The sequence below is a fragment of the Arthrobacter sp. sptzw42 genome, from assembly GCF_059089685.1.
The window spans coordinates 1-21,547 of record NZ_JBNHEX010000014.1 but is presented as its reverse complement, the minus strand read 5'-3'; the positions used below and the strand labels follow the sequence as shown (position 1 = coordinate 21,547).

28 protein-coding genes and 1 pseudogene are annotated in these 21,547 nt (G+C 61.6%); 9 read left to right on the top strand and 20 right to left on the bottom strand.

What is annotated here, in order from left to right:
• Positions 1–12: 12 nt before the first annotated feature.
• From AC5RT4_RS15315 to AC5RT4_RS15280, 8 genes are all read left to right on the top strand, one after another.
• On the top strand, positions 13–255 hold the full coding sequence (locus tag AC5RT4_RS15315; RefSeq protein ID WP_494106322.1) for a helix-turn-helix domain-containing protein: 243 nt from the start codon (positions 13–15) through the stop codon (positions 253–255).
• Entirely contained in the window at positions 252–623 is a 372-nt protein-coding gene (locus AC5RT4_RS15310; RefSeq protein ID WP_494106321.1) for a hypothetical protein, read from the top strand. Before AC5RT4_RS15315 ends, AC5RT4_RS15310 begins: the two co-directional genes overlap by 4 nt.
• Entirely contained in the window at positions 616–927 is a 312-nt protein-coding gene (locus AC5RT4_RS15305; RefSeq protein WP_494106320.1) for a hypothetical protein, read from the top strand. Before AC5RT4_RS15310 ends, AC5RT4_RS15305 begins: the two co-directional genes overlap by 8 nt.
• Positions 915–1,169, top strand: coding sequence for a hypothetical protein (locus tag AC5RT4_RS15300; protein ID WP_494106319.1), 255 nt, complete (start codon positions 915–917; stop codon positions 1,167–1,169). Before AC5RT4_RS15305 ends, AC5RT4_RS15300 begins: the two co-directional genes overlap by 13 nt.
• Positions 1,170–2,047: 878 nt before the next feature.
• Entirely contained in the window at positions 2,048–2,404 is a 357-nt protein-coding gene (locus tag AC5RT4_RS15295) for an HNH endonuclease signature motif containing protein (protein WP_494106318.1), read from the top strand.
• A 65-nt stretch (positions 2,405–2,469) separates the two neighbouring features.
• A complete protein-coding gene (locus tag AC5RT4_RS15290; protein WP_494106317.1) occupies positions 2,470–2,961 on the top strand; it encodes a DUF3846 domain-containing protein in 492 nt (163 codons plus the stop codon).
• A 5-nt stretch (positions 2,962–2,966) separates the two neighbouring features.
• Positions 2,967–3,797, top strand: a complete 831-nt coding sequence (locus AC5RT4_RS15285) for an ArdC-like ssDNA-binding domain-containing protein (RefSeq protein WP_494106316.1) — start codon at positions 2,967–2,969, stop codon at positions 3,795–3,797.
• A complete protein-coding gene (locus tag AC5RT4_RS15280) occupies positions 3,742–4,236 on the top strand; it encodes a DUF3846 domain-containing protein (protein WP_494106315.1) in 495 nt (164 codons plus the stop codon). Before AC5RT4_RS15285 ends, AC5RT4_RS15280 begins: the two co-directional genes overlap by 56 nt.
• 39 nt (positions 4,237–4,275) lie before the next feature.
• On the opposite strand, the gene AC5RT4_RS15275 is transcribed toward AC5RT4_RS15280, so the two are convergent.
• From AC5RT4_RS15275 to ffh, 20 genes and pseudogenes are all read right to left on the bottom strand, one after another.
• Positions 4,276–4,794: an HNH endonuclease gene (locus tag AC5RT4_RS15275; RefSeq protein WP_494106314.1), complete on the bottom strand. Its 519-nt coding sequence runs from the start codon at positions 4,792–4,794 to the stop codon at positions 4,276–4,278.
• Between the two features lie 156 nt (positions 4,795–4,950).
• Complete coding sequence (locus AC5RT4_RS15270) at positions 4,951–5,238, bottom strand: hypothetical protein (RefSeq protein WP_494106313.1); 288 nt, start codon at positions 5,236–5,238, stop codon at positions 4,951–4,953.
• A 522-nt stretch (positions 5,239–5,760) separates the two neighbouring features.
• The gene (locus tag AC5RT4_RS15265; protein WP_494106312.1) at positions 5,761–6,510 is read right to left on the bottom strand and encodes a DUF8548 family protein; all 750 of its coding nucleotides are present in this window, start codon (positions 6,508–6,510) and stop codon (positions 5,761–5,763) included.
• 176 nt (positions 6,511–6,686) lie between these two features.
• Complete coding sequence (locus tag AC5RT4_RS15260) at positions 6,687–7,511, bottom strand: ETEC_3214 domain-containing protein (protein ID WP_494106311.1); 825 nt, start codon at positions 7,509–7,511, stop codon at positions 6,687–6,689.
• A gap of 61 nt (positions 7,512–7,572) precedes the next feature.
• Positions 7,573–8,556: pseudogene (locus AC5RT4_RS15255) on the bottom strand (YifB family Mg chelatase-like AAA ATPase); the annotation flags it as partial.
• Complete coding sequence (locus tag AC5RT4_RS15250) at positions 8,557–8,913, bottom strand: YraN family protein (RefSeq protein ID WP_494039947.1); 357 nt, start codon at positions 8,911–8,913, stop codon at positions 8,557–8,559.
• Positions 8,914–9,057: 144 nt separating this feature from the next.
• The gene (locus AC5RT4_RS15245) at positions 9,058–9,384 is read right to left on the bottom strand and encodes a DUF2469 domain-containing protein (RefSeq protein ID WP_013601392.1); all 327 of its coding nucleotides are present in this window, start codon (positions 9,382–9,384) and stop codon (positions 9,058–9,060) included.
• 52 nt (positions 9,385–9,436) lie between these two features.
• Positions 9,437–10,216: a ribonuclease HII gene (gene rnhB, locus AC5RT4_RS15240; protein WP_494106310.1), complete on the bottom strand. Its 780-nt coding sequence runs from the start codon at positions 10,214–10,216 to the stop codon at positions 9,437–9,439.
• A 2-nt stretch (positions 10,217–10,218) separates the two neighbouring features.
• Complete coding sequence (lepB, locus tag AC5RT4_RS15235; RefSeq protein ID WP_494106309.1) at positions 10,219–11,046, bottom strand: signal peptidase I; 828 nt, start codon at positions 11,044–11,046, stop codon at positions 10,219–10,221.
• Positions 11,047–11,724 carry a signal peptidase I gene (gene lepB, locus AC5RT4_RS15230; protein ID WP_494106308.1) on the bottom strand — a complete coding sequence of 226 codons (678 nt, stop codon included), beginning with the start codon at positions 11,722–11,724 and terminating at the stop codon, positions 11,047–11,049.
• An 83-nt stretch (positions 11,725–11,807) separates the two neighbouring features.
• Entirely contained in the window at positions 11,808–12,167 is a 360-nt protein-coding gene (gene rplS / locus AC5RT4_RS15225) for a 50S ribosomal protein L19 (protein ID WP_494039951.1), read from the bottom strand.
• A gap of 259 nt (positions 12,168–12,426) precedes the next feature.
• The gene (gene trmD / locus AC5RT4_RS15220) at positions 12,427–13,239 is read right to left on the bottom strand and encodes a tRNA (guanosine(37)-N1)-methyltransferase TrmD (protein ID WP_494039952.1); all 813 of its coding nucleotides are present in this window, start codon (positions 13,237–13,239) and stop codon (positions 12,427–12,429) included.
• Entirely contained in the window at positions 13,240–13,785 is a 546-nt protein-coding gene (gene rimM, locus AC5RT4_RS15215; RefSeq protein WP_494106307.1) for a ribosome maturation factor RimM, read from the bottom strand.
• A gap of 102 nt (positions 13,786–13,887) precedes the next feature.
• Entirely contained in the window at positions 13,888–14,130 is a 243-nt protein-coding gene (locus AC5RT4_RS15210; protein ID WP_013601399.1) for an RNA-binding protein, read from the bottom strand.
• Position 14,131: 1 nt separating this feature from the next.
• Entirely contained in the window at positions 14,132–14,548 is a 417-nt protein-coding gene (rpsP, locus tag AC5RT4_RS15205) for a 30S ribosomal protein S16 (RefSeq protein ID WP_494039954.1), read from the bottom strand.
• A 203-nt stretch (positions 14,549–14,751) separates the two neighbouring features.
• Positions 14,752–15,192 (bottom strand): hypothetical protein, encoded by a 441-nt coding sequence (locus AC5RT4_RS15200; protein WP_494106402.1) that lies wholly within the window; start codon positions 15,190–15,192, stop codon positions 14,752–14,754.
• 131 nt (positions 15,193–15,323) lie between these two features.
• A complete protein-coding gene (locus tag AC5RT4_RS15195) occupies positions 15,324–16,199 on the bottom strand; it encodes a VOC family protein (RefSeq protein ID WP_494039955.1) in 876 nt (291 codons plus the stop codon).
• Between the two features lie 103 nt (positions 16,200–16,302).
• Entirely contained in the window at positions 16,303–17,385 is a 1,083-nt protein-coding gene (locus AC5RT4_RS15190) for an amidohydrolase family protein (RefSeq protein WP_494106306.1), read from the bottom strand.
• An 80-nt stretch (positions 17,386–17,465) separates the two neighbouring features.
• Entirely contained in the window at positions 17,466–18,200 is a 735-nt protein-coding gene (locus AC5RT4_RS15185; RefSeq protein WP_494039957.1) for an alpha/beta hydrolase, read from the bottom strand.
• Positions 18,201–18,302: 102 nt separating this feature from the next.
• A complete protein-coding gene (ffh, locus tag AC5RT4_RS15180; RefSeq protein WP_494039958.1) occupies positions 18,303–19,886 on the bottom strand; it encodes a signal recognition particle protein in 1,584 nt (527 codons plus the stop codon).
• Positions 19,887–19,970: 84 nt separating this feature from the next.
• Here ffh and AC5RT4_RS15175 point away from each other — a divergent pair, with 84 nt between their 5' ends.
• Positions 19,971–21,374 (top strand): glucose-6-phosphate dehydrogenase, encoded by a 1,404-nt coding sequence (locus tag AC5RT4_RS15175; protein ID WP_494039959.1) that lies wholly within the window; start codon positions 19,971–19,973, stop codon positions 21,372–21,374.
• The last annotated feature ends 173 nt before the right edge of the window (positions 21,375–21,547 follow it).

Sequence of the window (21,547 nt, the reverse complement as noted above, 5' to 3'; positions counted from 1 at the left end):
GGGGAGACGGCGATGAGCCTGCTGGACCTACTGAAGCCGGCACCTAAGGAGTCACAGACTCACCGGATCTTGAAGCACCTGAAGAAGAACGGCAGCGCCACTAACCGAGAGTTGAACCGCTACTGCTACCGATATGGCGCTCGACTGCACGACCTTCGAGCTGAGGGCCACATCATTCTGTCTGAGCAGATTAAGGGTGGGCTTTGGCGATTCGTCTATATCGGTCACGAAGATGACCAGGAGAAAGCAGCATGAACGTCGCCTCATTAGAACCGTGCAGGGAGCTGTATGCGCTCGGCGGGTGGAAGGACGGCGTGGAGCACGTCTACTACTCAAATGCCGGAGAAGTAAATGCTGAGAACGTCTGGCCTCTAAACGCTGTGTTTGACAAGCCTGGCAACGTCCCCGCCTACGACCTCGGCTATTTGCTGCGGAATCTCGGTAAACCTACGAGGGTACTTGTCGTCAGAAACAGTTTTGACAAATGGTTCGCTAAAGCTGAAAACGACGCAACAGGCACGGTCTGGGAAGCGCAAGCTGATAGCCCAGAAGACGCTGCGACCAAGCTAGCCATCAAGCTCTTCGAGCAAGGCATCCTGACCAAGGACGGTGATCGTGAGTGAGCACTACGTATCAGTCCGCGACGAGTTTCGGCGAGCCAGGGACCGCGCTGCCGCAATAGAGCGCGAGCATGCAGCCGTCGATAGCTACTACGAGCTGGACGAGATTCAGCTGGTGCACCGCTACGACGAGGTCCACGAACTAGAACAGTGGGATCTCCTCGACGAGCAGCGTCAGATGGTGGCCTTCATCAGCAACGCCTTGCTGAACCGCATCGAACACAAGATCAGCCCAAGCTTCCGGCAACAGCTAGAGCAAGAGGCACAGCAAACTAATCAACCTGAGGAGGTGACGTGGGTGAATTAATCCAACTACATAACCGAGAACGAGAAGAACCAGCTAAATCGCTCTCACTAGAGCTGCGCTTAGAAGCTCGTGTGCTCGACGGCTACCAAAATCTCGGCCCTGCCGACCTGATCGCTAAGGCTGAACACTATCTAGAGCTTGAGCAGACGGATCTGACTCCGCGGCAGCGTCAGGATGTCGAGACAGTTCTGAATTACGTGCTAGGTGAAATGGAGATGCGTGACGCGGAGGGTGCGTGGTGATGACAAAGACTAATCCACCCACCGGACAAGACCACACGAGGCAGGAGGCGAAGAAGAGGCTAGAGATCCTTATACCCAGAGGCCAGCTAAGAGACGAGGATAGTGTCCCATATAGCAACGATGTCCTCTGGTCGCTCATCGACCAACTCATCGAAGCGGAAGCCACACGCCGTGTCGCTTATGAATTGCGCCAAGTGCAGTCTTGTGAAACCTATGCACGGCAAGATGCGTACATGAAGCAGCGACTAGCAGAACTTGAGTCACAAGGAGAGCAGGGATGAAGTACTACGAGAAGCTGTTTATATTGGGCTGGCTTGCAGGAGTGATCGCCTTTGTCGCCTGGGTATTCATCACGCACTAGGCCGGAGCGAGACTATTGACTAAAAGGCCTGGATAATTCATCATCTGGGCAGGAGAACTACTATTAGTAAACTATCCGATCTGAAGTTGCACTTCGAAAAACTAGACTCTGAAGACTTCTTTGTCCAGCTCGCCAAGACGAACAAGCGACGGAAGCTTCAGTCATCCAAGTAGAGAACTATCACGGTGCTCGTCGTATCCCCTCGGGGAGACGTAAAAGACCATGCTTCCATTTTGCAGCACCGGATATTCTCCACGTTCCATCCAGCGTCATCAGTCCCAATAGCCGCGAGTCATCGTGGTCCCAAAGCTGGTGGCGCTTGATGGGTAGACGATTGCTGTATTCGTCTACTTAGCACATTCTGACTCAATTGCATGGGATCTCCTCCCGCAATAACCACACAACACTCGCACCAGGTACCTATCAATTCGTTTGTCCTGGTGCACCTCGTCACGCTTACCAAGGGTCGCAAATCTCTTTGGCCGGCGTGACCGGGTAAAAGGACCCCTCATGACGTATGGCTGTAGAACGCCTCTGCAAGATCTGTGGCACCCACATCCGGGTCTACAACACCATTCAGAACAAGTGCCGCGAGTGCACGCTCAAGAACACTAAGCCAATCCCCCAGCGCGGCAAGCACGCCCATCTGTGGGCAACCTTCCGTGACAAGGTGGCTATCCCGTACCTGGATAAGAAGTACGGACATGTGTGCAGTAAGCCGGGTTGCTCAGTCACGACCAATCTCGACGTCGACCACATCAAGAAGCGTGGCTCCAACCCCGGCCTTCGATACGACGTGAAGAATCTCCGCTACCTGTGCCGGCCCCACCACATTGAAGAGACCGATCAACTTCACTGGTCAAAGAAGTCCTGATCGCGGGCTTCATCCTGTCCTCAACCGAGGCCAGGTAAATCCCACGATCGAAGGAAGTGGTTCGCGTGATCCACGCAATCCTCGTCCCAGCGGACGAAGAACGGCCCCTTTACAAATTGGAAGTGAACGACCTCTCCGGCATGCAGGCAGCGGTTGGTGGCCTCATCGAAGCCATCGACCTCGGCCCTATTGGTTCCACCTTCTTCGTGAACGAGGAGGGCAAGATCAAGCGCGAGCCGGTAAACCGTCGCGCAACCCTGATGTGGTGGCTGCTCAACCCGAGCGCTGTCCACATGGATGTAATCGTTGGCCCCGCCCTCCTTGTGGGAGCGCCTGACGAAGACGGCAACAGTACGGATGTCCCCAAGGATGTCACCAAGCTGCTGTTTGAAACCAAGTCCTACAAGGCCGAGTTTCAGACATACGACGACAGCAACCGGTTCTACGGCAACCAGCGCCGCTTTGAGAGCTACTTTGAAGCGATCAACCACGCGCTGGGCAAGGCCGAGTCTTGGACCGCAGTTCAACGTGTCCGCGTCGTCCCGGCTGAGGACTGATCCTAATGACCACTCAGCGGCTCACAACGCCGCCTCACTGGTCTGATCTGCTCAAGACGGCACTAGAGCTGCCTGGGCAGGCTGGGAACACGTACAACCGCTTCAGGCGGTTCTCACTGGGCAACCAAGCACTGCTGATGATGCAGGGCGTTATGGAGCCGGTGCACACCTACAAAGGCTGGCTCTCGCTGAACCGACAAGTCAAGCGAGGCAGCAAAGCGAAGGTGATCTACGTACCCATGTTTCGCAAGGAAACGACAGAGAAGGGCGACGAAGAGAAACGGCTATCCGGCTTCAAGCTGGTGCCGTCAATGTTCGGCGTCTCCGAAACTGAAGGCGACGATCTACCGGAGTACGAGCCGCCAGAGTGGAGCAAAGAGCGTGCGATGCAGAAGCTAGGTATTACCGAGGTGCCATTCACGGTGCTTGATGGAAACTGCCAGGGCTTCAGTATCGGCAAGTCCGTGGCGATCAATCCGGTCGCCAAGTACCCCTTCAAGACGCTGATTCACGAGTGCGGTCACGTTGAACACGGCCACACAAGCGAGGAAGGTCTGAAAGAGTACCGCGTGCATCGAGGAATTATGGAGTGCCAAGCAGAGGCCACAGCCTACTTGGTTCTCAATGAACTCGGTGCAGTTGACCAGTTCGACCCCGCAGAAAGCCGGGCATACATCGCTGGATGGCTTCGAGGTGAAGAACCACCTGAGCAAGCCATCAAGCGTGTGTTTTCCGTCGCCGACCGCATCATCAAGGCAGGTTTGGAAGAACCGGAAGGAGATGAACCTAATGTCGAGGGCAATCTTGATACCAGCGGACAACTCCAGGCCGCTTGAGGTTTGTGAGTTCGCGGACATCAAGGCCATGGAGGACGTGCTGGGTGGCACTGCCGAACGGTTTGCCATGAATCGGCCGGATGCATCGCTATTCCGTAACGAAAGCGCGCCGTACCTGGATCTGCCGACCAACCGGAGGGCGACGTTGGCGCTTTGGTGCCATGCCACCTCTCGGAGAGGAAAGCAACCAATAGTAGGTGACTCAGTTCTTACTGGGCCGCTCACTGAGCAAGGTGACCTACAGGACGTTCCACAGTGGTACGCAATGCTGTTCCTTGAGACGGACCGTTACAAGGTTCATGCACAGCGACTTGAAGACATGGCTTGGCGAGAGCACGAGCGCGTCTTTGAGGATTGGCAGCAGGCGTACACATCCGTCTTGCTGCACGCTGAGAGGAACGCGATGGTAGTGCATGTCCGTGTTGTTCCTGCTGACTAGATCGTGGAAGAGCCTCAGTTCAAAAAACTGAGGCTTCTTTCATTGGTAGGAAAAGTTTAAGAGGGCAAACTCGCCGTGAAGCTCGATAGCCCATTGGTCATACATCCACGCTGCCTCTAGCTCATCATCACAGCGTCCGATGTAAAAGCGCTGTCCATCGACGTTGATGTATGTCATCCAAGGCTTGCCGTTAGAACGACCGGTCTTAGCAACTCCCTTGTACTTCGATGTACAACCCTCAAGGGGCTTTCTATTCATTCCATTCTGACCCTTTGTAGCAAGTCGAAGATTAGACCGCCTGTTATCAAGTTTGTCGCCGTTGATATGATCTACATACTCGTGCCGTAGGAGCTGCCTCTCTAGAATGCGCTCCATGATCAGCCGATGCATCCGCATAGGTGTACCGCCAGGCGTGCCACTGTAGCACTTCGCATAACCCGTATCCCCCAAGTGCCACTGACGGGTTGCTGCCCACTTCATATCGCACTCACTGACTTGAACTCTGCTTCTTGTGATTGCCATTATCGGCATGATTCTCCTTTCCTGCTCGGAGATCATGCTTTATAATGAAGACATGATAATCCCGTGGCAGCGGGGTTATTTTTTATGTCCTAATTATCTCATTCTTGCGTGCAATTTAAAAGGGAGTACTTGCGCGAGCTAGGCTCCAGCGCAAGTACTCCCGGTAGATGTGGATCACACAGCCCTTCTTGTTCAGTCGCCTTGAGGGCGATACCCGTTACGGCGACCCCTGATCGAGTCGGCGTTTGCCAGGACTTCCTCAGTAGCAACCTTCTCGAAGTCACCCTTGTTGACGATGATCTCTTCCGAGCTTCCGTCAGGGTGGCGCAGTTCCAGTTCAACCACGTTGGTCACGCGCTTGAGTGGAGCCAGCTCTTCAGCCGTTGCGTCAAAGAGTTTCCCGAGGCTGCGAACAACCACGGTGATAACTTTGTCGTCATCAACGATCTGTCCGCTGATGTCACTCGTGCGCTTGGACACGTATCCCATCTTTTTCACCTCCTAATAGGAGCGGTACGAGTAACTACGGAATTGCAGTCACTTCTGCCGCGTATTATGAGGCAAAGCTTAAATAAGTCAACAAAAGAGCGTATAATTATACGTAGATGAATGAAGGTTTTAATTTACACGATTTCGTGAAGAATAGCGCAGCTTCTAGCGGCGTTCCAGTTCGCGTGAAATCAAAGGATACTCTTCGGGCAATCGCCCGGCTCATCCAGCGCTAAGGCCGATAGTCCGTAGGGTGGCGCTTCTGATACGTCCAGCTATCCCGGTAGATGACCACGCCTAGTGCAATCAGATAAGCGACGATAAGAGCAATGAAGGCAGTCCATACAGGGATGCCGATAAGAGACGCTATTCCCATAGCGATAAGCAGGACCACGAAACCGAATATCGAGGCGACAATCATGAGCTATTTTCGCACCTATAGCCGCCTGTTGCTATAGGGATAATGCTCGTTAGTCCCTAATTCACTTTTGCCTAGGGCACAGCAATGCCTGGCTACATGGCGGCATCTGCCATGATCGAGGTGACTTCCTCTTTCCGGAAGACCTCACGGCCTGAAACATGACGCCAGATCACGTGATCGAGTCGCCTGGGCTGGGTTGGGTAGAGCTCGGCAACCTGCGTGATCAGCTCAGCGGTTTCCATAGGCGTCAGCTTCTTTGCATCAAGCCCTGCGTGCTTCGCCACGAACCGGATCACCATTCGGTCAGGCTTCACTGACTGGAAGCCGGCCAGGATCAGCAGGTAGTTGTACGTCACTCCTGACCGCTGGCTGGGCAGGTCCAACCAGGTCTTCTTCAACGTCTTTCGGCGCTCTTTATTGGCGTACGCGGCTCGCAGTTCATCCTGCGTGGTGATCTGAAGATCTTCCCCCTCCAGCCGCTCGGCAGCCATGCGGATGACCTCTGCCTTGAGTGGAGCGTTTTTCTTCGTGTGTGCCGGTTTCCGGTTGTTGACGAGTTCAGCCCACCCCGCACTCCCTCCAGCCTCTTTGAAGGTCTGTAGCAGTTCGCTGGTGCCGTCCCGGTCAGCATCCCCGCCCTGGGCTTTTCTGTAGGCGCGATATGCGTTCACGACATTGATGACGGCCTTGTACTTGGAGCCCGTGGAGTAGATGGAATCGATGATTGAGAGGGCAAGGCTATCCGGGTAGCCGTCTGCCGTAATCCATCGAGACTCATCCTTAAAGATGGAACGGCACACTTCAGTCAGTCTTTGGGCTTCTCCAGCGAAGTCAGTCGTCATTTCGCGACTGTAGCAAGGTTTGATCAAGAGTCTCAGGACTCAGATATGAATACCAACGCAGCTCATCGAGAGTGCTGGGGTTGATAGAGAAGCCAGTCTCCGGATCGAAGGAGCAGACTGGCTCACTCCCCTGGCGTTCAACCGAGGAGGCTCCGCCGTCGTAGGGAGTGAGGTCATCACTTTCCATTGCCGTCTCCTAAGGAACGCTTGTTCTGCCATCCGTGCTTTTTCTTGAACCGGTGAAGGAGCCGCATTTGGTCTGACTTGGCGACAGGCCACAGCAGCCAGGAGTTGTGCGTAATCTCGTCCCTCTGCCACGAGACGATCATCGTATTGACCGTGGTTTCAGACCGATGAGAGCCATCAACTGAAGCCGGGTACTCCTCTCTGTCATCAGGACGGTGGAAGTCGCCTACACGTACATCCCTGTTGCCGCTTGGCCGAAAGTTTCCAATGCCCTCTTCGTTGTGCATGAAGATGTACGTTTGATAGCCCCCGGGATTACCGAAGGAAGCCGATTCGGCATAGGCCCCAGATCTGGCACCACTGGACTCGTACTTACCGGAGGGCGTGGCGAGAAGCTCGCCAAACGTGACTCGACCAAGCTTTCCCTTGGCCTGGCCAAAAGTGACATCTTCTAGATCCCACCAAAACTTCGGGTCGGTAATGGTGACGGACCAGGCTTCAAGCCGATCCTCGATCCTCCTGGTTACGACCCAAGCGTGCGGCGTTGAGAAAATGTGGTCAACCCATTTGGGCTTCTCGTCATCCTCGACCCAGATGCCTGGAGGTTCATGGTTCTCAAAGACAGGCGTACCCAGAAGATTCTCTACGTACTGAGATGTCGCCCCATTGGCCAATTGGTTCAGCTTGTTGCGCCAAACCGCCCGGCTCCCACGGCCCTTCAGATACCAGTTTCTGACTCCGGCTCCGATTGTCCGGGAAGCAATCAGAGCAGCCAGAATCGCACCGATCAACTTCAGAGTCTCAACAAGGTCCACCCTGCAATGATCCGTGAGCGGCGTGCCATTACTGGGGAACGGCGCTCCGACTGGGGTGACCTAGGTGATTTCGTTGACGCTGAAGCGGGGTATGCCCTAGATTTGACGCCTCGTCCAAAAACAGGACGCCCCGGTGCGCGCGGGAGGCAGCGCCTGGCCTGGGGAGGCCCGAACCGCCGCCTATGATGGCTGCGGCCGTAGCCGAGTGGTGCGGGCTTTCGAAGGGAGGCCGCCGCAGCAGCTGGACCGCTGACGACGGCAGGCCGCACAGTGAGTGGATGGCAGTGACTTCCATGGCCTCGTGGTCCCCCAGGTCCGGCAGGAGTCCGGGGAGGCGCTCCGCCAGCATTGTTTTGCCGGCACCGGGAGGTCCGGTCAGGAGCAGGTGGTGGGCTCCGGCGGCCGCGACTTCGAGGGCCTGCCGGGCATCACCCTGGCCTGAGACGTCCGCCATGTCCGGATGCACCGCCGCTTCCTCCGGACCGTCGCAGGGAAGCTCAGGGTCTTCCGGTTCGAAGTCCAGCGCGAGTTCCTGCGGGTCTGCACCAGAATCCAGTGCCAGCCGGGCAAGGGTCCGGTATCCCCTGACGTTGGCGCCGGGCACCAGGGCGGCCTCCGCAAGATTTGCCTGTGCTACAACGACGTCCGGATACCCTGCCTGCACAGACGCCATAACGGCCGGAAGGATTCCACGGACCGGGCGCAGCCTGCCATCAAGTCCCAGCTCCGCGATAAAGACGGTATTGCCGGTGGGCTTGATATCGTTCGCGGCGCGGAGCACGGCCATGGTGACCGCGAGGTCGAACCCGGACCCTCGTTTAGGAAGGGAGGCAGGAATCAGGTTCGCGGTAATTTTCCGGCGGCTGAGCGGAATACCGGAGTTTTTGGCGGCAGACCGGATGCGTTCCTTGGCCTCGTTCAGGGAAGCGTCCGGCAGGCCGAGGAGCACAAATGCCGGCAGCGTTTGGCCGATATCAGCCTCAACTTCCACGATGTACCCGTTCAGGCCCACCAGCGCGATGGAGTACGTTCTTCCGAGGGCCATTTATCCCACCCCCTTGAGGTGCTCCACGAGGGGTTCACCGGCGCCGCCGTCCACAACTGCGACCACGTCCACGCGCCGCAGGGGCATCCGCAACTCCCGGTCCCGGCACCAGGCGGAGCCGAGCCGGTGAAGTCGTGCAAGCTTCTCCGGGCCCACCGCTTCGAAAGGGTGGCCGTAGTCGAGGGAACGGCGCGTTTTGACTTCGGCAATAACCAGGGCGTCACCGTCGAGGGCCACGATGTCGATTTCGCCCTCGGTGCAGCGCCAGTTGCGCTCCAACACCAACATGCCCAGCGACTCAAGATAACGGGCCGCGAGGTCCTCGCCGTGCCGGCCCAACAGGTCTTTTGATTTCATCTTCTACCTCCGCAACCAGCCTGAGGCTGCAGGGTTGCAAAGGTAAGGGAGCCTGTTTCCTATGTGTACTAAGGCCCCTGTGCAGGAAAAGTCAGCAGTTAAGGAAGTGCCGGAAGCGCACGGAAGGCCGAGGCATGTCCGGGACTACTGGCCCAGGTCGACGTCCTTGGGCAGGGCCAGTTCCTCATTGCGCGGCAGTTCTTCCACGTTGACGTCCTTGAACGTGAGGACCCGGACGCTTTTGACGAAACGGGCGGACCGGTATACATCCCATACCCAGGCGTCCTGCAGGGTCAGGTCGAAATAGACCTCACCGTCGGCACTGCGCGCCTGCAGGTCCACGTGGTTGGCCAGGTAAAAGCGCCGTTCGGTCTCGACAACGTAGCTGAACAGTCCGACGACGTCGCGGTATTCACGGTAGAGCTGCAGCTCCATGTCGGTTTCATAGTTTTCAAGATCCTCAGCACTCATGTTTCCATCTTGCACCATTGGCGGTGCCGCTGGTGGCCGTGCCCGGACGGAGTCAGGCTTCGATCCCCGGTTCGTCTTCGCCGGCAAGCCCGCCGTCCAGCAACTCCCCGCCGAGCAGGCGCCAGCTTACGCGGTGGTAGGGCGTGGGCCCTGCCGCCCGAAGGACATCCCGGTGCAGGACGGTGGCGTAGCCCTTGTTGATGTCCCAGCCGAAGTCCGGGTACTCAGCGTGAAGATTGCGCATCATCCTGTCCCGCTCCACCTTGGCGATGACGCTGGCGGCGGCAACGCTTTGGCACTGCATGTCGGCCTTGATCTTGGTGTGCACAGGCGCGTCGCAACCGGCGTCAAGAACCGGCCCGTCAAACAGCGACAGTTGATCCGCGGGTGAAAGCCAGTTATGGCTGCCGTCCAGAAGCACCAGGTCGGGGGTGACTCCCGCGGCCAAGATTTCCTGCCATGCCCGCGTTCCGGCCAGCCGCAGGGCAGCGATGATGCCGACGTCATCGATTTCCTGCGCGGACGCGTGGCCCACGGCCGAGGCGACACTCCACCGCCGGACCAGCGGGTCCAGCCGTTCCCGTTCTGCGGGGCTGAGGAGCTTGCTGTCCCTCACACCGGCGAGCGGCTTCTGGCGCTCCAGGTCCACCACCGCGATTCCGACACTTACCGGACCTGCAAGGGCGCCGCGTCCCACTTCGTCAACGCCGGCAACCAGCCGCGCTCCCTGGGCCTTGAACGTGCGTTCGTGCCTCAAGGTAGGGGCTTTTGAGGCTGCCTTCGGGGAACCGGTCCTTGCCTTGGCGGCGCCGGCCTGAACTGCGGAGGGCATGGTCAGGGCGCCGCCGGTACGTTCTCGAATACGTCCTCGTGGTTGTCGAGGGCAGTGATGCGGTTCAACGGCCAGGCGATGACCGCGGCCTTGCCTTCGAGGTCGGCGATGTCGATGAACCCGCCATCGGAGTCCATATGGGCCCTGGAATCGGCGGAGTGGTTGCGGTTGTCGCCCATTACCCACACCTTGCCTTCGGGGACAGTCACATCGAAGTTGCGGATCTGTGGAACCTCAGCGGAATTGACGTAGCTTTCGTCAATGGCAGTCCCATTAATGGTCACTTTACCGCCGGCATCACAGCAGACCACATGGTCCCCCGGCAGCCCGATGACCCTCTTGACCAGATGCTGTTCGGAGTTGTCCGGGAGCAGGCCCACGAAGGTCAGGCCGTCCTGGACCCAGGTGAACGGTCCTTCAGCCCTTTCCTCCGCAGCCGGCAACCAGCCCTTGGTGTCGCGGAAGACCACGACGTCCCCGCGGCTCAACGAGAACGGTTCGGGCACCAGGAGGTTGACGAAGATCCGGTCATCGATGTCCAGAGTGTTGACCATGGACTCGGAAGGGATGAAGAACGCACGGAACAGGAAGGTCTTAATCAGGAAGGAGAGCACCACGGCGATCACCACCACGGTGGCAATTTCCTTCAGCCAGGCGAGCACCTGGCTTCCGCCGGCCTTCTCCCCGGCCCTGGCTGCGGCGCGGCTGCCCGCCGCCTCGGGGGCAGGTACTCCGGAATCCGCGGCGGCTGCCTCAGGTGCGGCGCCGGCCCGGGACTCGGAAGCTCCGTCGGGACGCGGTTCGGGTGTCCGCGCGTGGTTCTCGGGCATCTACTGTCCGTTCTCTGTTATGGTTCCTGCCGCTGGCGGCCGAAGTACTTCAGCAAATCTATCAAGCGGCCAGATGATCTGGACCGGTCTGCCGACAACCCGGTCCACCGGAACCATTCCCCCGCCGGGAGCGCCGAGCAGGCTCCGGGAATCAGCGGACAGCGAGCGGTGGTCGCCCAGCAGCCACAGCCGCCCGTCCGGCACCTCGGCAGCGAATTTTTGCGTGCTGGGAGCGTCTCCCGGGAAAAGGTAGGGCTCAGTCAGCGGCTGGCCGTTGACCGTGATCTTCCCGTCGGGCCCGCAGCAGACTACCGTGTCCCCGGGCAGGCCGATCACCCGTTTTACGTAGGTGGTGTCGCTGCCGGTAAGGCCAAGCCATTGCGCCGCTGCCGCAATGGTGTCCACCAGCGGACCCTTGCCGCTGTTGAGCGGGGCGAAGGTTCCGCGTCCGTCGAACACCACGATGTCGCCCCGGCGGATCGGTTCGGCCCGGAAGTCGGTCCTGGACACCAGGATGCGGTCCCCGCCTTCAAGCAGAGGTTCCATGGACTCGGACGGTATGAAGTACACATCAAGCCACAGCGAGCGGACCAGCCCGCTGATGGCGACGGCCAGGACAAGGGCAAGGAACACAAAACGCCAGCCCGTTTTCCCGGGCTGGCGTTTTGTGTGGTCCATAAGTCCGTATCCTGGCGCTGGTGCATGGCTCCGGCGCTGGCCGGATACGGCTGCGGCCCTGCCTTTGTAGGTCCGCGAAGGACTTACTTGGCGGTGCTGAAGTCGCGCTTTTCCTTGATCTTCGCAGCCTTACCGCGCAGTGCGCGCATGTAGTAAAGCTTGGCGCGGCGCACGTCACCCTTGGTGACGAGTTCGATCTTTTCGATGATCGGGGAGTGTACCGGGAAGGTACGCTCCACGCCGACGCCGAAGGAAACCTTGCGGACCGTGAAGGTCTCGCGGACGCCGTTGCCCTGGCGGCCCAGGACGAAGCCCTGGAATACCTGGACACGGGTGTTCTTGCCTTCGATGATGTTCACGTGGACCTTGAGGGTGTCACCCGCGCGGAACTCGGGAACATCGGTGCGCAGCGAAGCTGCATCTACGGAATCGAGAATATGCATGATTTGCACTCCTGGTGAACGCCACGGGTCATTCACTTTGGGTCACGGCAGTCAAGCCCGGACGCTTTGCAGCGCTGCCGGAAATTACTGCCGAAAGGTAGGTCCGCCCCCTTGCACTGATTGAAGAGGACAGTTGTCTTAGCTGTTGGTTGCGCTCCCCCTGTGGCAGGTGCGGACCCAGCAGACACAAGGACCAATTTTGCCACACTCCGCCGGGTACGGCTAATTGACGCAGCCTTCCGGCGGAGCCGGTCCCCGATCAATCCGCGTGTTCACCCGGCGCGTCCGGGCGGCGCACCAGCCGGCCGCCGACGACGTCGTACCCCAGTTCCTGCAGCGCGGCGCGGTCCGTGCGGGGCAGCTTCCCGGCGTCGAACGTTTCGAGCAGGTCCGGGCGGCGCTCCGCCGTCCGTCGGAACTGCTCGCTGCGGCGCCACTGGGCGATCTTCCCGTGGTTGCCGCTGAGGAGCACGGCCGGCACCACACGATCCCGCCAGACGGAAGGCTTGGTGTAGACCGGGTATTCCAGCAGCCCGTCCGAGTGGGATTCCTCCACCAGCGACTCGGGGTTGCCCACGACGCCCGGCAGGAGCCGGCCAATGGCCTCTACCATGGCCAGTACGGCGACCTCGCCGCCGTTCAGGACGTAGTCGCCCAGGCTGACGGGGCGCACGGTGAAATGCTCCCGGGACCACTCGATGACCCTCTCATCAATGCCCTCGTAGCGTCCGCAGGCAAACGTGAGGTGTTCCTCCCCGGCCAGTTCGTAGGCCAGGGCCTGCGTAAACCGCTCTCCGGCGGGCGAGGGAACAATCAGGACCGGCTTCCCGGCGGCTTCCGGACGGTCAGCGGCTACGGAGGACAGTGCCTGCGCCCAGGGTTCCGGCTTCATCACCATTCCGGCGCCGCCACCGTAGGGTGTGTCGTCCACCGTCCGGTGCCTGTCCGTGGTGAAGGAGCGGAGATCGTGGACTCGGAGGTCCAGCAGCCCGTCCTGGCGCGCCTTGCCGATCAGCGACAGTTCCAGCGGCGCCAGGTACTCGGGAAAGATGCTGACGACGTCGATCCGCATTTACGCTTTGCCTTCAGTTTCCGGCGCCGCGGTATCGTCCGAGTTGACTTTAAAGAGGCCGTCGGGCGGAGTGAGGAGGATGAACCCTTCCTCGATGTTGACCTCGGGCACGATCTGCTCGACGAACGGAATCAGAAGCTCTTCCCCATCCGGGGTGGTAACCATCAGGAGGTCCTGCACAGGCATGGTGTTAAGTGCCGTTATCTTGCCTACGACGCGGGAGCCGACGCGGGCCTCAAGTCCGACCAGTTCGTGCTCGTACCAGCCTTCGTCATCGTCCTCGTCGAGCTCTTCGGTTTCGATGAAGAGCTTGGCTCCGCGGAGCGTTTCGGCTTCATTCCGGGTTTCAATTTCGTCGAAACCCAGCAGGAGGATGTCCTTGTTCCAGCGGGCGCTGCTCACGGTGAGCGGGCCTGCGGACACCGGTTCGACCACAAATTCAGTACCGGGCACAAACCGGTCCTCAGGGGCGTCGGTCAGTACCTGGACCGTGACTTCGCCGCGGATGCCGTGGGGTTTGCCGATTCGTGCCACCTGGAGCTGCATGTGTTCCTCTGTCTTGAATGTGGTTGCGGTGTTCCGGGGAAAGCACTCCGGCCCCTCCACCGCTGGTGGAGGGGCCGGAGCAAAACTGGTGGTGCTGAGCGCTCAGCGGCGGCGGTCGGTGTCGACGACGTCGACCCTTACCGGTTCGCCGCCGGCCAGGGCTGCCACAACGGTGCGCAGTGCGCGTGCCGTGCGGCCCTGACGGCCGATCACCCGGCCGAGGTCGTCCTGGTGGACCCGCACCTCGAGGGTGTCCCCGCGGCGGTTGCTCTTCGAGCTGACCTTGACGTCATCCGGGGAATCGACGATCCCCCGGACCAGGTGTTCCAGCGCTTCTGCCAGCAACTTACTCAGCCTCGGTGGTCTCTGCCTCGGCCGGTGCCTCGGCTGCGTCAGACTTGGATGCCTTCTTGGTGATGGCTTCCGGGATGATCACGGAACCCTTTTCCGGAGCAACGAAGGCGTCCTTCGGAGCTTTGGTTTTCAGGGTGCCTTCCTGGCCCGGGAGGCCCTTGAACTTCTGCCAGTCACCGGTGATCTTGAGGATCGCGGCGACCTGCTCGGACGGCTGGGCGCCGACGGACAGCCAGTACTGGGCACGCTCGGAGTTGACCTCGATGTATGAGGGCTCTTCGGTGGGGTGGTACTTGCCGATCTCCTCGATGGCGCGGCCGTCACGCTTGGTGCGTGAGTCCGCGACGACGATGCGGTAGTACGGTGCGCGCATTTTGCCAAAGCGCTTAAGGCGAATCTTTACGGCCACTTTTGTGGTCACTCCTGTTTCAGAAAGGGGTTGAACCCGGCGTTCTGCACCCGTGGGGCGGGCCGTACTTGCGGGTTCGAAGGACAGGATCCGGACGCGGAGAGAGGGGCCACGCGGATCGAGTACCTGTTTATTGTGCCAGATGAAGGCCGGGATTTCGACTTGGCGCCCCGCCTTCCGCTGCCCGGGATGCTTCGGGGGCGTCAGGAGGACCAGACGTACAGGCCGGTACGTTCCGTATCGTCGATTCCGCCGGCCAGTTTTGCCAGCTGCTGAACGTAACCGCGTGCCTCGTCTGCTCCAAACGGCATGTCGTCCTGGGCGGCCCACTGCTCGGCAACGTCGTCGAGGACGTTGCCCTCCCCCTCGGTTTCATAGGAGAGCAGGTCCGCCAGGGCACGGACCATGGCTGCGGGGACCGCCAGGAGCGAGTCGCTGGCCACATCCACCATGGTCAGCTCGTAATCAGCCCCGCCGGCGTGCACAGCAGTGCCCGCCAAGTCACCGAGCTGTTCCACTTCGAAATCGCTGATTCCCTGGATCCTGACGGCGTCGGCGGCAGGCGCCTGTCCGCCCTGGTCCAGGAGTGCGGCGCGCTTAAGCGCGCCATCGTGCGTGGCCACAAAGATTTCGGTGAAGCCCATGGGAATTGCCCTCATTCCGTCGACGGTACGGCCTTGGGGAGATCGGCATCCGCCGCCCCGGCCGTTCAGCTTCAGCCTATTACACAGCCCGCCGCTGCCTGGCGGCCGACCTGGGCGCGGGCACGCCGGCGTTAGTGGACCGCTACCCGGATGCGGTTGCGCCAGGGATCCTCGAACCGCAGTTCGGCGCCGGTGTGGTGCGCCGGCACGCCCGCGACCTTCAGCCTGTCAGCCAGCGCCCCGACGTCGTCGCCGGACGGCACCTCGATGAGCACCTCGCCGAGGCCGAGGGTGTCCTTGCGCGGGCCGGCACCACGGCTGTTCCAGACGTTCATGGCCATGTGGTGATGGTAGCGGCCGGCCGAGACGAACAACGCCTGCCCGTGCCAGCCGGCGGTTTTCTCGAACCCAAGGATTCCCACATAGAAGTCGCGCGCCGACTGGACGTCGCCCACCTGGAGGTGGACGTGGCCCACTCCCGCCGCGGAGCCGTGCTGGCGCTCAAGGGATTCCTCGGTGAGGTGCTGTTCCAGGTAGCGCTGCGGTGGCAGGGCCAGGCTGTCCATGACCACGTCCGTGCCGTTCCATGACCAGTTGCTCCGGGGCCGGTCCCAGTAAAGCTCTATGCCGTTGCCCTCGGGGTCGTTGAAGTAGAAGGCTTCGCTGACTAGGTGGTCGGCGCTGCCCGTGAAGGAGCGGGGTTCGAATTGGGCGGCAGTGGCGATGGTGGCCGCGAGGTCTGCCTGGTTTTCGAACAGCAGGGCGGTGTGGAAGAGGCCGGCCTCTCCCCTGCCCGGGAGGTTCAGCCCCGGCCCGGGCGCCAGGTGCACCAGGGGCTTTTGCAGCCGGCCCAAGTACAGCCCGCCGTCCTGTTCCGCGACCACCTCAAGCCCCAGGGCGCGCTGGTAGTAATCGGTCATCACCTTCATGTCCCCCACTTTGAGCATTACGGTGCCCATGGTGAGTTCGGCAGGAAGAAGATCCTGGGTAGCGGCTTCTGTAGTCATCAAATTCTCCCGGTCCTTGGGCCCTTGGGGTACGCAGGCCTTTGACTGTTAAAATTACTTGAAGCTTCAATTTATTCCAAGTGGTGAAGCCGAATACCCTGGATCAGCGAAGCACGCGGCCTCCCAGGACCACATGCGCGGGCGCGCTGATGGTCTCGGGTACCCTCCGCGGGTCCTCCCGGCACAGCACGACGTCGGCACGGGCCCCCTCCTGCAGCGCCTCGGCGCCCAGCCAGTTGCGTGCTCCCCAGCAGGCGGCATCAAGGGCGGCGGATATGGGCAGTCCCGCGTGGTGGAGGGCGAGGATTTCTTCGGCGATCCTGCCATGCCGGATAACGCTGCCGGCATCGGTGCCGGCGTAGAGTCGCACTCCCGCCTCATACGCTTCCAGCACCCGCTCAGCCCGGCGCTCCCACAATGTCCGCATGTGTGCGGCGTACCGGGGAAACTTGGGTTCCGCCTGCGCCGCGATGTCCGGAAACGCGGCGATGTTGATGAGGGTGGGGACGATGGGGACGCCCTGCTCCACGAACCGCGGGAGGTGGCGCGGCAGGAGGCCGGTGGCGTGTTCGATGCAGTCGATGCCTGCGTCCAGCATCTGGTCCAGGGTGTCTTCGGCGAAGCAATGGGCGGTAATCCGGGCGCCTTCGTCATGCACCGCCTGAACGGCGTCCCTGACGGCGGCGGCGGGAAACGACGGCGCGAGGTCGCCGGCCTCCCGGTCGATCCAGTCCCCCACAAGCTTGACCCAGCCGTCGCCGTCACGGGCCTGCTTCCGGACGGCTTCAACAAGGCCGTCCGGTTCCACTTCTTCAGCGAAGCCCCGCAGGTACCTCCGGGTCCGGGCAACATGCCTGCCGGCGCGGATCAGTACCGGCGCGTCGTGGCTGTCCTGAAGGAAGCGCGTGTCAGCCGGGGAGCCGGCGTCCCGGACCAGCAGTGTGCCTGCGTTCAGGTCGGTTCTGGCCTGTTCCGCGGCCGTCGCCGGATCCACCGCGCCGCCGGGTCCCAGCCCGATGTGGCAGTGGGCGTCCACGAATCCGGGAAGCACCCAGCCGTCCAGGACTTGTTCCGGCTTCCCTGGCGGCCGGTGGAACGTGAGCCTTCCGTCCACGGACCACAGCCCGCGCTCCTGGCTGTCGGGACCAGTCAGGACGGTTCCAGTGAACTGGATGGTTTTTTCCATGCACATGCCTCTTTCCGTCCGGAAGCCCTTACCGGCCGCGGCCATGGGCTCCCGTACAACGCCGCGGGGTACCGGAACGCCTAGGAGGCCTGCGCCGACTGGACCCGGTTGACGCCGCTGATAAATGAGCGGATGATGCGGTCCCCTTCAAGGGAGTCGTGGGGCCGGTGCCCTCCCGCCGCCGTCCGGTGCAGGGCCCCGGTTTCCCGCAGGTAACCTGCGATCTCCTCGTAGAGCGGCTCCCATCCTCCGGTCAGGACGAGGGTGGGAACGCCCGGGACAATGTGCAGCGGGGCTTCCCAGGAGGGGGCCTGAAGCCGGAGCCGCCTGGCGGATCGCTTTTCCTCCGCCGTGGCCGGCTGCTGCAGGTCCGTGGCGTAGACCCTGCGGACGAATTCGCGCTGGAAGTCCTGGTCGCTCATCTGTTGCCGGACGTCGAACAGGGGCTGCATCAGCCCGATGTGCGCTGCCGTGGCCGGCAGCTCGGCCGTCAGTGACAGACAGGCGGGCTCAACCAAGGTGAGGGAAAAGACCAGGTCGGGCCGTTCCACGGCGGCCATCATGGCCGCGATGGCTCCCTGCGAATGTGCCACGACATGACCTCCGGCAGCACCCCTGCCGTCGTCAGCCAGGGACCGCAGCACAATGGCTGTGTCCTCTTCGAAAGAGGCCTGGACAGGCTCCGCCAGGGGGTCGTAGCCATGGCGGCGCAGGAACAGTGCGTCATAGGACAGTGCCATGCCGTGCTGGCGCGGCCAGGCAGCGGAGCCGAAGCTGCCGGCACCGTGCACGAACACTACCCTCTGCTTGAACATGACCCAACCCTATTCGACTCCGCCGACTTCACAGCCGGGCTTCGCCCGGTGTCGCTGTGAACCCTTCACAACGACCCTTGGCGGGGACTGGTTGCGGACGTGTTACTTGCCGAGGAACTTGTCAAAGCCCTTGGGCAGGTTCAACTGGGAAGGGTCGAAGTCGCCTCCCTGCTGGCCGAAGGCGGCTCCGGTGGGCAGTGCCTTGGCAGCGTTTGCGCGGCGGGCTTCGGCATCCTTACGCTCCTGCGCAGCCTTTGCAGGGTTGCCGGACTTGGCCTTTTTCTTGGGGGCGTTCTTTGCGTTCTTCCGCGCGCCGCCGCCCGCACCGGGCATGCCCGGCATCCCGGGCATGCCGGGCATCCCGCCCTGGGCCATCTTCTTCATCATCTTCTGGGCCTGCGCAAAACGCTCCAAAAGGCCGTTGACCTCTGAGACGTGCACACCGGAACCGCGGGCGATGCGGGCCCGGCGGGACCCGTTGATGATCTTGGGAGCCACGCGCTCGTGCGGCGTCATGGACCGGACAATGGCTTCGACACGGTCGATTTCGCGCTCGTCGAACTGCTCGAGCTGCTGGCGGATGTTCTGCGCGCCCGGCATCATCATGAGCATCTTCTTCATGGAGCCCATGTTGCGGATCTGCTGCATCTGGGCCAGGAAGTCGTCCAGGGTGAAGTCCTCCTGGTCGGCGAACTTCTTCGCCATCCTGGCGGCTTCGTCCTTGTCCCAGGACTTCTCGGCCTGCTCGATGAGCGTGAGGACATCACCCATATCGAGGATGCGGGAGGCCATCCGGTCCGGGTGGAAGAGTTCGAAGTCGTCCAGGCCCTCGCCGGTGGACGCAAACATCACGGGCTTGCCGGTGACCGACGCGACCGAGAGGGCGGCACCGCCGCGGGCGTCGCCGTCCAGCTTGGACAGCACGATGCCGGTGAAGTTGACGCCCTCATCGAAGGCGAGGGCCGTGTTGACGGCGTCCTGGCCGATCATGGCATCGATGACGAACAGGACTTCGTTGGGAACAATGGCGCGGCGGATCTGCCGTGCCTGCTCCATCATGTCCGCATCGACGCCCAGGCGGCCCGCGGTGTCCACGATGACGACGTCGTGAAGTTTCTGGCGTGCTTCCTCAACACCGGCGCGGGCCACCGCTACCGGATCCCCGGCAGGGTGCTCAAGCTCGGAGTACGTTGCTCCGGGGTGGGGCGCGAAGACGGGCACCTTGGCCCGCTCGCCAACCACCTGGAGCTGCGTGACGGCATTGGGGCGCTGCAGGTCACAGGCCACCAGCATGGGGCTGTGACCCTGGGCCTTAAGCCACTTGGACAGCTTGCCGGCGAGGGTGGTCTTGCCGGCGCCCTGGAGGCCGGCCAGCATGATGATGGTGGGGCCGTTCTTGGCCAGGCGGATGCGGCGTGTTTCGCCGCCCAGGATCTCCACCAGTTCCTCGTTGACGATCTTGACGATCTGCTGGCTGGGGTTCAGAGCACCGGAGACTTCGGCGCCGAGGGCGCGTTCGCGGACCCGGGCTGTGAATTCACGGACAACGGGGACGGCAACGTCGGCGTCCAGGAGGGCGCGGCGGATCTCGCGCACTGTGGCGTCAACATCGGCCTCAGTGAGGCGGCCCTTGCCGCGGAGATTTTTGAAGGTTGCTGTCAACCGGTCAGAGAGTGAATTGAACACGCGCCGTGCACTTCTTTCAGTGGATGATCGGGACTCGACTATCAAGGGTACCAACTCGGGCCCGCAAGGTGGCATGCTGGCAAAATGACGAGCCAAACAACAGTGAAAACCCTGCTCATCCTCGGCGCTTCCGGCGACCTTACCGGCCGGCTGCTCCTGCCCGGTCTGGCACGGCTGGTGGCAACGGGCCGCTCGGCCGGGCTCCGGCTCGTCGGGGCAGGGTCAGATCCCTGGACCCCGGAACAGTGGCGGGACAGGGTTCGGACGTCCTTTGCGGCCTCCGCCGAGTCCGCGGGCCCGGATGGCCTGCAGGCACTGGAGGACCTGGAAAAGGAGACGGTCTACCACCAGCTGGACGTCACGGCGGACGGGGCGCTGGCATCGCTGCTCGCTGCGCTGGACGGTCCCACTGCTATCTACTTCGCCCTGCCGCCCCGAATCAGCCAGCTTGCCTGCGAGGCACTCCGGCCCGGGCAGGTTCCGGCCGGAACGCGGCTGGTCATGGAAAAGCCTTTCGGCTCCAGCGAGGAATCAGCGCGCTCGCTGAACCAGACCCTGGTGCAGCTGGTACCGGAGGACCATATCCACCGGGTCGACCACTTCCTCGGCAAGGCAACGGTGCTGAACATCCTGGGCCTGCGTTTCGCCAACAACTTCCTCGAGCCGGTCTGGAACCGTCAGCACGTGGAAAAGGTGGAGATTATCTTCGACGAGGATCTCGCGCTGGAGGGCCGGGCGCGCTACTACGACGGCGCTGGCGCACTCCGGGACATGATCCAGAGCCACCTGCTCCAGATTATGGCTTTGATGGCAATGGAGCCGCCGTCGAGCATCAGTGAACGGGACCTGCGCGACGCCGTTTCCACGGTCCTGCGCGCCAGCAGCGTGCGCGCCCCCTATGCGGCTTCCACCCACAGGGCGCGCTACACAGCCGGAACCGTTGGCGGGAAGGAAGTGCCGGACTACGCCGGGGAGGAGGGTGTGGATGCTTCACGCGGCACCGAAACCCTGGCGCAGATCCAGGTGGGGATCGATAGCTGGCGCTGGAAGGGCGTTCCATTCATCCTGCGCTCCGGCAAGGCCATGGGCGCCAAGCGCAAGGAGGCCGTGGTGACGTTCCGGCCGGTCCCCCACCTTCCCCAGGGCTTTACGGGCGTGGACTCGCCAAACCAGCTGAGGATCGGCTTCGGGCCGGACACACTCCAGTTCGACGTCGATGTGAACGGTCCCGGCGACATCCTCAGCCTTAGCCGGATCACGTTGGAAGCCGAACTCAGCGCCTCTGCACTCCTGCCTTACGGTGAAGTGCTGGAGGGGGTGCTGGCCGGCGATCCGCTGCTTTCGGTCCGGGGTGATACGGCGGAGGACTGCTGGCGGATTGTCGAGCCGGTCCTGAAGGCATGGCAGGAGGGCACAGTTCCGCTGGAGGAGTACGACGCCGGATCGTCCGGGCCGGCGTCGTGGGCAGGTACCGCGCGGGCTGAGTAGGGCGGGAAGCCTGATCAGCTGGCCCCAGCGGGCTCCTAAGCGGAGGCGGGCAACAGAGAAGCGGGGGGGGGGGAAGGGGGGGGGGGGGGCTCTTTCCCTTTTTTTTTTTTTTTTTTTTTTTTTTTTTTTCCCCTTTCTTTTTCCCCCCCTTTCTCCCCCCCCCCCCCCCCCCC